Source organism: Microbacterium sp. NPDC089698, assembly GCF_044749045.1.
Taxonomy (GTDB): Bacteria; Actinomycetota; Actinomycetes; order Actinomycetales; family Microbacteriaceae; genus Microbacterium.
Genome location: NZ_JBIVHE010000005.1, coordinates 178311 through 190529, shown reverse-complemented (window position 1 = coordinate 190529; position 12219 = coordinate 178311). Strand labels below are relative to the sequence as shown.

Genomic DNA, 12219 nt, shown 5'->3' with positions numbered 1-12219 from the left:
CGGATGGGGGCGTTCTCGTGGCGTGATCAGCCGAACCAGATGCCGAGCTCACGCGCGGCGGACTCGGGCGAGTCGGAGCCGTGCACCAGGTTCTGCTGCACCTTCAGGCCCCAGTCGCGGCCGAAGTCGCCGCGGATCGTGCCCGGGGCCGCGGTCGTCGGGTCGGTCGTGCCGGCCAGCGAGCGGAAGCCCTCGATGACGCGGTTTCCGGCCAGGCGGATCGCCACGGACGGGCCCGAGAGCATGAACTCGAGCAGCGGCTCGTAGAACGGCTTGCCCTCGTGCTCCGCGTAGTGCGCGGCGAGGAGGTCGCGGTCGGGGTCGACGAGGCGGATGTCGACGAGGGCGTATCCCTTGGCCTCGATGCGGGCCAGGATCGCGCCGGTGAGGCCGCGCGCGACGCCGTCGGGCTTGACCAGGACGAGGGTCTCTTCAGTGGGCATGTCAGTCACTCTCTGTGGTCGTTTCCAGGGGTGTCGGTGGAGGATTCGGGGGCCGCGGAGTCCGCGGAGGGCATGGCGGCACCGGCGGTCCGGGCGGCGCGGTCCGCGCGCCCGCCCACGATCATCGCGTAGGCCCACATGCCGCCGAAGACGATCGCGACCAGCAGGATCGCGGGCACCAGGATGGCGGACAGCAGGACGATGACCTGCAGGATCCATCCCATCACGATTCCGGTCCTGCTGCCCATCAGCCCTGCCGCGACGAGCATCGCGACGCCGACGACGGCGCCGCCGACGATGCCCCACCACGGCTCGATGCCGGGGCCGAGCGCCTTCAGGCCGAAGACGGTCAGCCCGGCGAGGCCGACCACGATCGCCTCGAACGCGAGGATGATCGACCCGAGCTTCTGGGCGAGGCCGCGCGGCGGGCGGGCCCGGCGCGGCTTCGCGGCCGCGGATCCGGATGCGGTCTCGTCGGTCACGCGCGCCATCCGCTCTTCCAGTCCTCCGCGGCGGCGAGCGAGATCGCCTCGCCGGCCAGCACGACGGATCCGGCGATGATCACCGCGCGGCGATCGGCCGAGGCGGCCCATTCTCGCGCCGCGTCCGCGGCCTCCGCGAGAGCCGGGTGCACCGTGGCCCTGCCGCCGGCGCGTTCGACCAGGTCGGCGAGGGCGTCGGGGTCGCTCGCCCGCTCCGAGTCGGGAGCCGTCGCGAAAACGTGCTCCACGGATGGCAGCAGCGTCTCGACGATGCCCGTCGCGTCCTTGTCGCCGAGCACGCCGAGCACGAGGCCCCACTCGTCGAAGTCGAAGCTGTCCTTCAGGGCGGCGGCGAGAGCGCGTGCGCCGTGCGGATTGTGCGCAGCGTCGACGATCACCGTCGGCGCGATGCCGAGCAGCTGCAGACGGCCGGGCGAGGTCGCGCCCGTCAGCCCCTCCGCGAGCACGTCGCCCGTGATCGCGTGCTGCGCTCCTCCGATGAGCGACTCGACGGCCGCGATCGCGAGGGCGGCATTGAAGCCCTGGTGCTCGCCGTACATCGGCAGGTACTCCTCGGCGTACTGCCCCGCGAGCCCGCGCACGGTGATCTGCTGACCGCCGACCGCGAGGCGCTGCTCGACGAGGGCGAAGTCCTGGCCCTCGAAGGCGATGCTCGCACCGCGCTCGTCCGCGACGCGGCGCAGCACGGCCTCGGCCTCGGGCGTCTGCCGCGAGGAGACCACGGCCGCGCCGTCCTTGATGATCCCGGCCTTCACCTCGGCGATCTTCGCGATCGTGTCGCCGAGGCGGTCGGCGTGGTCGAGGTCGATCGGCGTGAACACCGCGACGTCGCCGTCGGCCGTGTTCGTGGAGTCCCAGGATCCGCCCATCCCGACCTCGAGCACGAGCACATCGATCGGGGCATCCGCGCAGGCCACGAAGGCGAGCACGGTGAGCAGCTCGAAGAAGGTCAGCGGCGCGTCGCCCGCGGCCTCCAGCTCGGCGTCCACGATGCCCACGAAGGGCTCGATCTCCTCCCACGCATCGGCCACGGCGGCATCGGCGATGGGTTCGCCGTCGATCATGATCCGCTCGGTGAACCGCTCGAGGTGCGGGCTCGTGAACAGGCCCGTGCGCAGGCCGTGCGCGCGCAGCAGGCTCTCGATCATGCGCGCCGTCGACGTCTTGCCGTTCGTGCCCGTGAGGTGCACGACGCGGTAGGTCTTCTGCGGGTCGTCCATGAGCTCGAGCAGGCGCGCCGTGCGCTCCTTGCGGGGCTGCACCCAGCGCTCCCCCGCGCGCTCCATGAGCGCGGAGTAGACCGCGTCCGCGCGCTCCCTGTCATCCGTCACGATGCGTCTCCGATCCGGCTCACGGCGACGGCGAAACCGCCGCGGTTGGCGTAGGTGCCCTTGTCGATGTCCGCCACGAACTCGGCCGCGGCGAACTCGGCTCCCGCATCCAGGACCCCCGCCTCGACGGCGAGCGTCTCCTCGGCGACGCCGGCGACGGCGAACGCCGCACGCACCGCGGCGGCGTCCTCGGCGTCCTCGAAGCGCAGCTGCAGACGGATGCGGTCGCTCACGTCGAATCCGGCGTTCTTGCGGGTGTCCTGCACGGCGCGGATCACGTCGCGCGCCAGCCCCTCGGCCTCGAGCTCGAGCGTGGTCGCGGTGTCGAGCAGCACGAAGCCGCCGGTCGGGACGACGGCGAGCGCCTCGCCCTCCGGCCGGCCGGTCGTCTCCAGGGCGAGCTCGTACTCGTGCGGCTCGAGGGCGATGCCGTCGGCCGTCACCACCCCGCCCTCCTCGGTCCAGAAGCCGTCCTTCGCGGCGCGGATGACGCGCTGCACCTCCTTGCCGAGGCGCGGTCCCGCGGCACGGGCGTTGACGCTGAGGCGGTGGCTGATGCCGTACTCGGCCGCGGTGGCCTCGCCCTGCGCGACGAGCTCGACCGCCTTGACGTTGAGCTCCTCGCGGAGGATGTCCTCGAACGGCGCCAGGGCCGCAGCGTGCGGGGTCACCACGGTGAAGCGGGCGAGCGGCAGCCGCACGCGCAGCTTCTCCTTCTTGCGCAGCGCATTGCCGACGCTGGACAGCTCGCGCACGGCGTCCATCGCGTCGCGCACGTCATCCGCGTGCGGGAACTGCTCCGCGTCGGGCCAGTCCGTCAGGTGGACGCTGCGCCCGCCGGTGAGTCCCTGCCACACGCGCTCGCCGATGAGCGGCACGAGGGGGGCTGCGACGCGGGTCAGCGTCTCGAGCACGGTGTAGAGCGTGTCGAAGGCCTCGGTCGTCGTCGGGTCGTTCTCGTCCGTCCCCACCCAGAACCGGTCGCGCGACCGGCGGATGTACCAGTTCGTGAGCACCTCGGCGAAGTCGCGCAGGCGCGAGGCCGCCGTGGTCGAGTCGAGCCCCTCGAGGTCCGCCTGCACGCCGCGGACGAGGTCGCCTGTGCGCGCCAGGATGTACCGGTCCAGGACGTCGGTCGAGTCCGTGCGCCAGCGCGCCTGATAGCCCTCCCCGTCGGGACCGCCTGCGGCGTTCGCGTAGGTCGCGAAGAAGTACCACGAGTTCCACAGCGGCAGGATGAACTCGCGCACGCCGGCGCGGATCCCCTCTTCGGTGACCGACAGGTTGCCGCCGCGCAGCACCGAGCTCGACATCAGGAACCAGCGCATCGCGTCGGATCCGTCCCGGTCGAAGACCTCGGACACGTCCGGGTAGTTGCGCAGCGACTTCGACATCTTGTAGCCGTCGGAGCCGAGCACGATGCCGTGGCAGCTCACACCGGTGAACGCCGGGCGATCGAAGAGCGCGGTCGACAGCACGTGCATGAGGTAGAACCAGCCGCGGGTCTGCCCGATGTACTCGACGATGAAGTCGGCCGGCGAGTGCGAGTCGAACCACTCCTGGTTCTCGAACGGGTAGTGCACCTGTGCGAACGGCATCGATCCGGAGTCGAACCACACGTCGAAGACGTCCTCGATGCGGCGCATCGTGCTCTTGCCGGTGGGGTCATCGGGGTTCGGGCGGGTGAGCTCGTCGATGAACGGGCGGTGCAGATCCACCTCGCCCTCCGCGTTGCGTGGAAGGCGGCCGAAGTCCCGCTCCATGTCGGCGAGGGATCCATAGGCGTCCACTCGGGGGTGTTCGGGGTCGTCGCTCTTCCAGATCGGGATCGGGGATCCCCAGTACCGGTTGCGGCTGATCGACCAGTCGCGCGCGCCCTCGAGCCACTTTCCGAACTGGCCGTGCTTGACGTTCTCCGGCACCCAGGTGATCTGCTCGTTGTTCGCGAGCATGTCGTCCTTGAAGTCCGTGACGCGCACGAACCAGCTGGAGACCGCCTTGTAGATGAGCGGGTTGCGGCAGCGCCAGCAGTGCGGGTACGAGTGCAGGTAGCTCTGCAGGCGCAGCAGGCGTCCGTTCCCGCGGAGCAGACGCACGAGCGGGGTGTTCGCGTCCATCCACAGCTCGCCCGCGACGTCGGTCACGTTCGGCAGGAAGCGCCCGCCCTCGTCGAGCGAGAGGATCGTGGGGATCCCGGCGGCTCCGGCGACGCGCTGGTCGTCCTCACCGTAGGCGGGCGCCTGGTGCACGATGCCGGTGCCGTCGCTCGTCGTGACGTAGTCGTCGACGAGGATCCGCCAGGCGTTCTCGGTGCCCCAGGTCTCGGTGTCGGCGTAGTAGTCGAAGAGGCGGTCGTAGCCGACCCCGCCGAGCTCGGCGCCGGTCACGGTTTCGGCGACCGCGGCGAGCGCGTCCTCCGCACTGTCGTAGCCGAGGTCCTTCGCGTAGCCGCCGAGGAGGTCCCGCGCGAGCAGGAAGCGGTCGCCCTGCGCGCCCTCCGCCGCGCCGTTCGGCCCCACGGGCAGCACGGCGTAGACGATCTCCGGCCCCACGGCGAGCGCGAGGTTGGTCGGCAGGGTCCACGGGGTCGTGGTCCATGCCAGCGCGCGCACGCCCTCCACGCCCAGGGCCGCGGCCTTCTCCCCCGCGAGCGGGAAGCTCACGGTGACGGACGGATCCTGACGCTCCTTGTAGACGTCGTCGTCCATGCGCAGCTCGTGCGCCGAGAGCGGCGTCTCGTCACGCCAGCAGTACGGGAGCACGCGGTAGCCCTCGTAGGCGAGGCCCTTGTCGTGCAGGGTCTTGAAGGCCCAGAGCACGCTCTCCATGTAGCCGAGGTCGAGGGTCTTGTAGCCGCGCTCGAAGTCGACCCAGCGGGCCTGGCGGGTGACGTAGTCCTGCCACTCGTGCGTGTAGGCGAGCACGGACTCGCGCGCCTTCGCGTTGAAGACGTCGATGCCCATCTGCTCGATCTCGTCCTTCTCGGTGATCCCGAGCTGCTTCATCGCCTCGAGCTCGGCGGGCAGACCGTGCGTGTCCCACCCGAACACGCGGTCGACCTTCTTGCCGAGCATGGTCTGGAAGCGCGGGAACAGGTCCTTCGCGTAGCCCGTGAGGAGGTGGCCGTAGTGCGGCAGGCCGTTGGCGAACGGAGGGCCGTCGTAGAAGACCCACTCCTCCGCGCCCTCGCGCTGCGAGATCGAGGCGCGGAAGGTGTCGTCGGCCTCCCAGAACGCGAGCACGTCGCGTTCGATCTCGGGGAAGCGCGGGCTCGGGGTGACGGCGGCCGGACCGAACGAGGATCCGGTGGGAGAGGTGCGCGGGTAGGTCATCGTGTCTCGCAGTGTCGGTGGCGGGCGGGAGCTGCGCGCCGGGACGATCCTGTGCTCGTCGAGCAACCGGGACCGCGGTACCACCCTGCATTGCCCCGCCTCGCGACGGAGCCACTCTCACTGCGGCTGTGACGGGCCTGCCCCGCTCGGTTCTACTTGCTCCGGTCGTTCAGGCGGTCGTGCGTGCGCTGGACTGGTCGAAGCGTTCTTCCGAGAGCTCCCCGGTGATGGCCGGATCGATGCTCGTCCGTCCAGTCTAACGCCGCCCGATCCGCGTCCGCTCCGGGGCGCGTAGGGCATCGGGCGATGAGGCGCTGTCGGCGGCCGACCATAGGGTCGTGGCATGGCCCGCAGCACCGAACGCCCTCAGCCGCCCCGCGTCTCCCCGCCGGATCTGCCGGACGAGCTCGACGATGGCGTGGGCCGCCGCCACGGCGACCACGTCGGCCTGCGGATCCCGCTGACAGAGGATCTCGCGCACGCGCAGTTCGAGCAGTGCTCGCTCTCCGGCGCCGCGGAACGCGTGGATCTCGCCGGTGCGACCCTGCTGGACGTGGAGATCGTGGACGCGCGCACGCCCGTGCTGTCGCTCAAGGACGCCACGATCCGCCGGCTGCGCATCGCCGGCGGCCGGATCGGCACGCTGGATCTGTCCGGCGCCCACGTCGCGGAGCTGATCGTCGAGCACGCCCGGATCGACTACCTCTCGCTCGCGGCCGCGAAGATCCAGGATTCGCTGCTCATGGACTGCACGCTCGCGACCGTGGACGTCCCCGCGGCCGCGGTCACCCGGGTGCGGTTCGAGCGCAGCAGCGCGGACGAGGTCGACACCAGGGGCCTGCGGGCCGACGGCCTCGACCTGCGCGGTCTCGATGCCCTGGCGTTCCTCGACGTGACCTCCCTGCGCGGCGCCACCCTGACCTCCCGCCAGGTCGAGCTGCTGGCTCCGGTCTTCGCCCGCGCCGCCGGCATCGACGTCCAGGACTGACGCACCGCCCGCTCTCCCCGCCCTCCACTTCCGAGTCGTCCCCGCCAGCGGACCCTATGGCGTGCGCTCACGGGGACGACTCGGAGGTGGAGAGCTGCCGCGCGTCTCGAGCGCGTGATCAGGGACCGGTCGGGCGGATGGCGGAGGTGAGCCGACCGTCGGACTGCAGCACGAGGCGGGTGACCGTCATCACCGTCGCGTCGCCGCACGGACCGTGGACGACGTCGTCCACGAGCCGGATCCGCTCCCGCGCGACGACCGCGTCGTCGCTGCGGACGACCAGTTCGTACCGATGGTCACCGCTCCCGGAGCGCCGCATGCCGGAATGCTACTCGCGCCCCCTCGCACCGCCCGCCTACCTTCGAGTCGTCCCCGTCAGCGGACCCCATAGCGTGCGCTCACGGGGACGACTCGGAGGTAGGGGGATCCGAGGCGGCGAGCAGTTCGCGCGTGAAGGGGTGCTGCGGAGCGTCGAGGACCTGCGCGGCCGGGCCCTGTTCGGCGATCTCCCCGTCCTGCATCACGAGCAGGTCGTCCGCGACCGACGCGATCACGCCGAGGTCGTGCGAGACGAGGAGCATGGTCAGCCCGCGCTCGCGCTGCAGGCGCTCCAGCAGCGAGAGGATCCGCGCGCGCACGGTCGCATCCAGCGCCGACACCGGCTCGTCCAGCACGAGCACCTCGGGGTCCGCGGCGAGCGCGCGTGCGATCGCCGCCCGCTGACGCTGTCCGCCGGAGAGCGCGGCGGGCCGGCGCGCGGCCAGCGCCGGATCCAGTCCGACTTCGCCCAGCAGCGCGGCGACGCGCGCCGCACGAAGCCCGCGTGGAACGCCCCCGGCCGCGAGGGCCTCCCGCAGCGAGCGGCCGATCGTCCAGCGCGGATCGAACGCGCCCAGCGGGTTCTGGTGCACGAGCTGGACCCGCGGCCGCACGCCGTCGGCCCACGCGACCGTGCCCCTGTCGGCGCGCTCGACGCCGAGAAGGATCCGGGCGAGCGTGGTCTTCCCGGATCCGGACTCCCCCACGACGCCGAGGGTGCGTCCTCTGCGCAGCGTGAAAGACGCGTCGCGCAGCACGGGACGGCCGAAGCTCTTCCCGATTCCGGCCACCGTGGCGATCACGGGTGCGGCGCCGGCCGGCGGGATGCGGGGAGTCCGCGTCGATGCCCGCACCAGCTCCCGCGTGTACTGCTCCCGCGGTGCCGCGAGCACCTGGGCGGCGGGGCCGTGCTCGACCACGCGGCCGTCCCGCAGCACCACGACCCGGTCCGCGATCCGTCGCACCGCCGCCATGTCATGGCTGACGAACACGACCGCGGTGCCGTCGTCGGTGATCCGGCGCAGCAGCGCCAGCACCCTGGCCTGCACCGTCGCGTCGAGCGCTGTGGTCGGCTCGTCCGCGATCAGCACCGCGGGATCCGCGGCGAGGGCGCTCGCGATGAGCGCTCGCTGTCGCAATCCTCCGCTCAGCTCGTGCGAGCGCTGCCTGGCGCGTCGCTCCGGATCCGGCATCGCGACGTCGACGAGCAGCTCGCGTACGCGATCCGCGCGTGCCGAGCGGTCGAGGGATCCGTGGATCTCGAGCGGTTCGGCGACCTCGGCGCCGATACGGCGCAGCGGATCCAGGGACACGAGGGCGTCCTGCGAGACGAGGGCGATGCGCGCACCGCGCAGTCCGCGCCACTCGCGCTCGGACGCCCGCCTCGCGTCGACGCCGTCCACCACGAGCGCGTCCGCCGAGGCGTCCGCTCGCTCCGGAAGCAGCCCGAGCAGGGCGCGGACGGTGAGGGACTTCCCCGCCCCGGACTCTCCGACGAGCGCGACGCACTCCCCCGGCGCGACCGCGAACGCGACGTCGTCGACGAGGACGCGCCCGTCGATGCCGATCCGCAGCCCCTCCACCAGAAGCGCGGGCTCGGGAACAGGCCGGGACTCGGGCCCAGGAAGGGGCGGCGCACTGTTCCGGGACACCGCGGCGCTCATGCGCGCCTCCCCTCGGCGCGGGCGCGCAGAGCGCGGCCGAGGAACGTCGCCGCGAGCACGGTCAGCGTGATCGCGAGCCCGGGGAAGACCGCGATCCACCACGCCTGGCCCAGCACGTTGCGTCCGCCCGCGAGCATGAGCCCCCACTCCGGCGACGGCTCGGTCGGCCCGAGACCGAGGAAGCTGAGGCCGGCGGCGGCCAGGATGCTCGATCCGAGCCCGATCGTCGCGAGCACGCTGAGCGCGCCGAGCACGCCCGGCGCGACGTGCCGTCGGAAGGCCGTGAACGCTCCGACGCCGAGGATGCGCGCCGCCTCGACATGCTCGGCTCGCCGCAGCACCTGCGTCTGAGCGCGGGCGAGCCGCACGTACACGGGGATCGCGGCGAGCGTCACGCCGATCGCGACATTGGCGGCGCCGGGCCCGAGGATCGCCACCACCACGAGCGCGAGCAGGAACTCGGGGAACGCCATGAGCACGTCGTTCGTGCGCATCAGCACCGCGTCGACCGGCCGCGGCGACGCCCCCGCGAGCGAGCCGACGACGAGGCCCACCACGAGCGCGAGCCCCGTGGCCAGGACGCCGATGCCGAGCGAGCGCCCCGCGCCGTGCACCACTCTGGCGTACACGTCGCGCCCGCTCTGATCGGTGCCGAACGGGTGTCCCGGGCCGGGCGGCAGGAGCGCGTCGCGCACGTGGGTCTGCAGCGGATCCGCCGGCGCGAGGAGCCCAGGCACGAGCGCGGCGAGCACCACCGCCGCCAGTACGAGCACGGCGAGCGCGAGCAGTATCCGGCGCAGCAGCCTCATCGTCCTGCCTCCGGGCGGGCGGGGGCGACGGCCGCGACGACGACGGCCGAGGCCCGCAGCCGCGGATCCAGGAACGGCGCCGCGAGTTCCACGAGCGTGTTCACGATCACGAACACGAGGGCGCTGAACAGGATGATCCCGGTGACCACCGGTAGATCGCGGCCCGTGATCGCCGCGAGCGTCACCCGGCCGAGTCCGGGCCGCGCGAACACCGTCTCCACGAGCACGGCCCCGCCGAGCAGCGACCCCACGAGGTAGGCGCTCAGGGTCAGCGCCCCGATCGAGCCATGCCGCAGCGTGTGCCGCAGCGTCAGCCTGGCGTGATCCGCGCCGCGCGCGCGCACGGTCAGCGCCCAGGGCTGGCGCTCGGCGGCCTCGACCCCGTCGCGCAGCACCTGTCCGAGCAGCGCGGCGACGGGAAGCGCGAGCGTGACCGCGGGCAGCACGAGGGCGGCTCCGGTCCGCGCGCCCGCCACGGGGAACCAGCCCAGACCGAAGGCGAACACCGTGAGCAGCAGCAGCCCGATCCAGAACACCGGCGACGACAGCACGATCAGCTCGCCCGCCGCGAGGATCCCGCGGGCGAACGGCCGGCGCGCGATCAGCACTCCGGCGAGCGCGAGCAGCACGGCGATCGCGAGAGCCGCTGCCGTGAGCTGCAGCGTGGCTCCGAGCTGGCGGCCGATCACCTCGCTCACCGGCATCCGCAGCTGGTACGACATGCCGAGATCCCCGCGTAGCAGATCCCCCAGCATCGACAGGTACTGCTGCCACATCGGGCGGTCCAGTCCCAGCTCCGCCCTGATCCCGTCCTTGACGGCCTCGCTCACCTGCGCCTGCGGGCCGAGCATGACGCTCACAGGGTCGCCGGGCAGCACGCGGAACGCGAGGAAGGACAGCGTCGCCGCTCCCCAGAGCACGAGCACGACCGAGAGCGCCGCGCCGCCGAGCCGGCGCAGGAGCGCGCCGGCTCGCGGCGAGGCGATCTCTCGCGACTGCCCGGAAGGATCCATCACGAGCGGACGATACCGCGAACCGCGCTCACTTCACGCTGGTGCCGAAGAAGAGCGGTCGCCCGTAGATGTCGAAGCCGAGGCCGGACACCTTGTCGCCCACCGCGGTGATGGCCGAGGTGACGTAGAGCGGGACGATCGCGTCGTCCTTCGCGTTCCACTGCTGGATCTGCGCGTAGACGTCGGCGCGCTTCGCCGCGTCGGTCGTGGCGATGCCGTCCTTCAGGAGCTGGTCGAGCTTCGGGTCGCTCACCGAGGACGCGTTCTGGAAGCCATCCGTCGAGAGGTGGCTGCGCAGCAGGTCGGGGTCGACGCCGGAGAAGTCCCAGTCGGTGATGTCGAAGGTCTTGGGACCGTACTTCGCGTTGTACGCGCCGGGCTCGAGCGTCTCGCGTGTGACCTCGAAGCCGACGGCCTTGAGATCCGACTGGATCGCGTTCGCGAGCGCGGCGTGGTCGTCGGAGACCGGAGTCCACGCGATCCAGTCCGCGGTGAGCCGCTGTCCGCCCTTGGTGCGGATGCCGTCGGCTCCGCGCTGGGTCCACCCGGCCTCGCCGAGGAGCTTGTTCGCGAGCTCCTTGTCGAAGGGCCAGCTCTTCTCCAGGCTCTTGTCGTAGCCGGGTGTGGTCGGGCCGAGGATGCTCCACGCGCGCGGGAACTGGCCGAAGAAGATCTTGTCCACGGCGGTGTCGACGTCGATCGCACGCGTGAACGCCTCGCGCACCTTCTGGTCGGCGAACACCCCGTTCTTCTCGTTCAGGAACAGCGAGTAGGGCAGCCCCGGCACCTGCACGGACTTCACGGTCGCCGAGCCCTTGACCTGCGAGACGAGGTTCGGCGGCAGCTGCGAGGCGAGATCGATCTCACCCGACGACACCGAGCCGCTGCGCACCGACGCCTCCGGGAGGATCTGCACGCGGAGGGTCTTGAAGGCCGGCGCCTTCTCCCCCTCCGGCGCCCACGCGTACTTCGCATTGCGGGTGTACACGATCTCCTGATCCGGCGTGTATGACGAGAGCTGGAACGGGCCGGTGCCCACGGTGACGTCCTTGCCGCCTGCGGCCAGATCGGCGGAGTGCTCGGCGAGCACCTTGGGCGCGTAGAAACCGAGCTGAGCGGTGCTCGCCGCCTGCAGGAACGGCGCATAGGGCTGCGAGAAGGAGACCTTGACCGTGGTCGGGTCGATCACCTCCGTCCCCTTGTACAGCTCGCCGCCGAGCATGCTCGCCGCCTGCGCGGACTTGGTCGCAGGATCCGCGATCCGGTCGAAGTTCGCCTTCACGGCAGCAGCGTCGAAGGTCTCCCCGTCGGTGAACGTGACGTCGTCGCGCAGGTGGAACGTGTAGGCCGTGCCGTCCGCGGAGACCTCCCACTTCTTCGCGAGCCACGGTACGAAGGAGCCGTCCGCCTTCTGGAACACGAGCGAGTCGAGCACGGCGCGCTGCACCATCGCGGTCACGTCGAGCTGGCTCGTCTGCGGATCCATCTTCCCGGCGGACAGCAGACTGCCGTCCACGCCCCAGACGATCTCGCCGTTCGCGTCGCCGGAGGCCGATCCGGATCCGGTCGTGGCGGAACAGGCGCTGAGCGCGAGCGCGGCGGCCGCGGCGAGCGCGGTGAGGGGCAGGAATCGACGCCGAAGCGGAGAAGGCATGAGGGATCCTCGAGTGCTGTGAGGGGTGCGGGGTACGGGAGACTCCAGGCTACCGGTTTGTGTACGGGGTGGATCTATCGGTCACCGCGCGCGCAGGGCCGCCCGGTAGACTGTCGCCACACCCCCACACTCAGGCACGCTCACACGGTGCCGCACACATCGCA

Annotated in this window: 10 protein-coding genes; 1 reads left to right on the top strand and 9 read right to left on the bottom strand. The window is 71.7% G+C overall.

All coding sequences use genetic code 11. The annotated features are described in order from the left end of the window. Nucleotides 1-26 precede the first annotated feature (26 nt). The 4 genes from ndk to ileS are packed head-to-tail and all read right to left on the bottom strand — an operon-like array spanning nt 27 to nt 5609. On the bottom strand, nt 27-443 hold the full coding sequence (gene ndk, locus ACIPY5_RS14690; protein ID WP_045272553.1) for a nucleoside-diphosphate kinase: 417 nt from the start codon (nt 441-443) through the stop codon (nt 27-29). A gap of 5 nt (nt 444-448) precedes the next feature. Further along, nucleotides 449-934, bottom strand: a complete 486-nt coding sequence (locus tag ACIPY5_RS14685; RefSeq protein WP_309342442.1) for a DUF4233 domain-containing protein — start codon at nt 932-934, stop codon at nt 449-451. Continuing rightward, nucleotides 922-2232, bottom strand: a complete 1311-nt coding sequence (locus ACIPY5_RS14680; RefSeq protein ID WP_400972153.1) for a bifunctional folylpolyglutamate synthase/dihydrofolate synthase — start codon at nt 2230-2232, stop codon at nt 922-924. Before ACIPY5_RS14680 ends, ACIPY5_RS14685 begins: the two co-directional genes overlap by 13 nt. 41 nt (nt 2233-2273) lie before the next feature. Next, entirely contained in the window at nt 2274-5609 is a 3336-nt protein-coding gene (gene ileS, locus ACIPY5_RS14675) for an isoleucine--tRNA ligase (protein ID WP_400971887.1), read from the bottom strand. A 343-nt stretch (nt 5610-5952) separates the two neighbouring features. Between ileS and ACIPY5_RS14670 the strand changes: the two genes are divergently transcribed. After that, nucleotides 5953-6597 carry a pentapeptide repeat-containing protein gene (locus tag ACIPY5_RS14670; RefSeq protein ID WP_400971885.1) on the top strand — a complete coding sequence of 215 codons (645 nt, stop codon included), beginning with the start codon at nt 5953-5955 and terminating at the stop codon, nt 6595-6597. 118 nt (nt 6598-6715) lie between these two features. On the opposite strand, the gene ACIPY5_RS14665 is transcribed toward ACIPY5_RS14670, so the two are convergent. The 5 genes from ACIPY5_RS14665 to ACIPY5_RS14645 form a co-directional block, all read right to left on the bottom strand. Next, complete coding sequence (locus ACIPY5_RS14665; RefSeq protein ID WP_400971883.1) at nt 6716-6916, bottom strand: hypothetical protein; 201 nt, start codon at nt 6914-6916, stop codon at nt 6716-6718. 79 nt (nt 6917-6995) lie between these two features. Next, nucleotides 6996-8579: an ATP-binding cassette domain-containing protein gene (locus tag ACIPY5_RS14660; protein WP_400971880.1), complete on the bottom strand. Its 1584-nt coding sequence runs from the start codon at nt 8577-8579 to the stop codon at nt 6996-6998. Beyond that, nucleotides 8576-9388 (bottom strand): ABC transporter permease, encoded by an 813-nt coding sequence (locus ACIPY5_RS14655; protein WP_400971878.1) that lies wholly within the window; start codon nt 9386-9388, stop codon nt 8576-8578. The genes ACIPY5_RS14660 and ACIPY5_RS14655 overlap by 4 nt, the downstream gene beginning before the upstream one ends. Beyond that, nucleotides 9385-10401, bottom strand: a complete 1017-nt coding sequence (locus ACIPY5_RS14650) for an ABC transporter permease (protein ID WP_400972151.1) — start codon at nt 10399-10401, stop codon at nt 9385-9387. The genes ACIPY5_RS14655 and ACIPY5_RS14650 overlap by 4 nt, the downstream gene beginning before the upstream one ends. A gap of 28 nt (nt 10402-10429) precedes the next feature. Further along, nucleotides 10430-12055, bottom strand: coding sequence for an ABC transporter substrate-binding protein (locus tag ACIPY5_RS14645; RefSeq protein WP_400971876.1), 1626 nt, complete (start codon nt 12053-12055; stop codon nt 10430-10432). Between the last annotated feature and the right edge of the window lie 164 nt (nt 12056-12219).

Coding starts and splice junctions, on each gene's coding strand:
- ndk (WP_045272553.1), bottom strand. CDS start 443: ATGCCCACTGAAGAGACCCTCGTCCTGGTCAAGCCCGACGGCGTCGCG.
- ACIPY5_RS14685 (WP_309342442.1), bottom strand. CDS start 934: ATGGCGCGCGTGACCGACGAGACCGCATCCGGATCCGCGGCCGCGAAG.
- ACIPY5_RS14680 (WP_400972153.1), bottom strand. CDS start 2,232: ATGGAGCGCGCGGGGGAGCGCTGGGTGCAGCCCCGCAAGGAGCGCACG.
- ileS (WP_400971887.1), bottom strand. CDS start 5,609: ATGACCTACCCGCGCACCTCTCCCACCGGATCCTCGTTCGGTCCGGCC.
- ACIPY5_RS14670 (WP_400971885.1), top strand. CDS start 5,953: ATGGCCCGCAGCACCGAACGCCCTCAGCCGCCCCGCGTCTCCCCGCCG.
- ACIPY5_RS14665 (WP_400971883.1), bottom strand. CDS start 6,916: ATGCGGCGCTCCGGGAGCGGTGACCATCGGTACGAACTGGTCGTCCGC.
- ACIPY5_RS14660 (WP_400971880.1), bottom strand. CDS start 8,579: ATGAGCGCCGCGGTGTCCCGGAACAGTGCGCCGCCCCTTCCTGGGCCC.
- ACIPY5_RS14655 (WP_400971878.1), bottom strand. CDS start 9,388: ATGAGGCTGCTGCGCCGGATACTGCTCGCGCTCGCCGTGCTCGTACTG.
- ACIPY5_RS14650 (WP_400972151.1), bottom strand. CDS start 10,401: ATGGATCCTTCCGGGCAGTCGCGAGAGATCGCCTCGCCGCGAGCCGGC.
- ACIPY5_RS14645 (WP_400971876.1), bottom strand. CDS start 12,055: ATGCCTTCTCCGCTTCGGCGTCGATTCCTGCCCCTCACCGCGCTCGCC.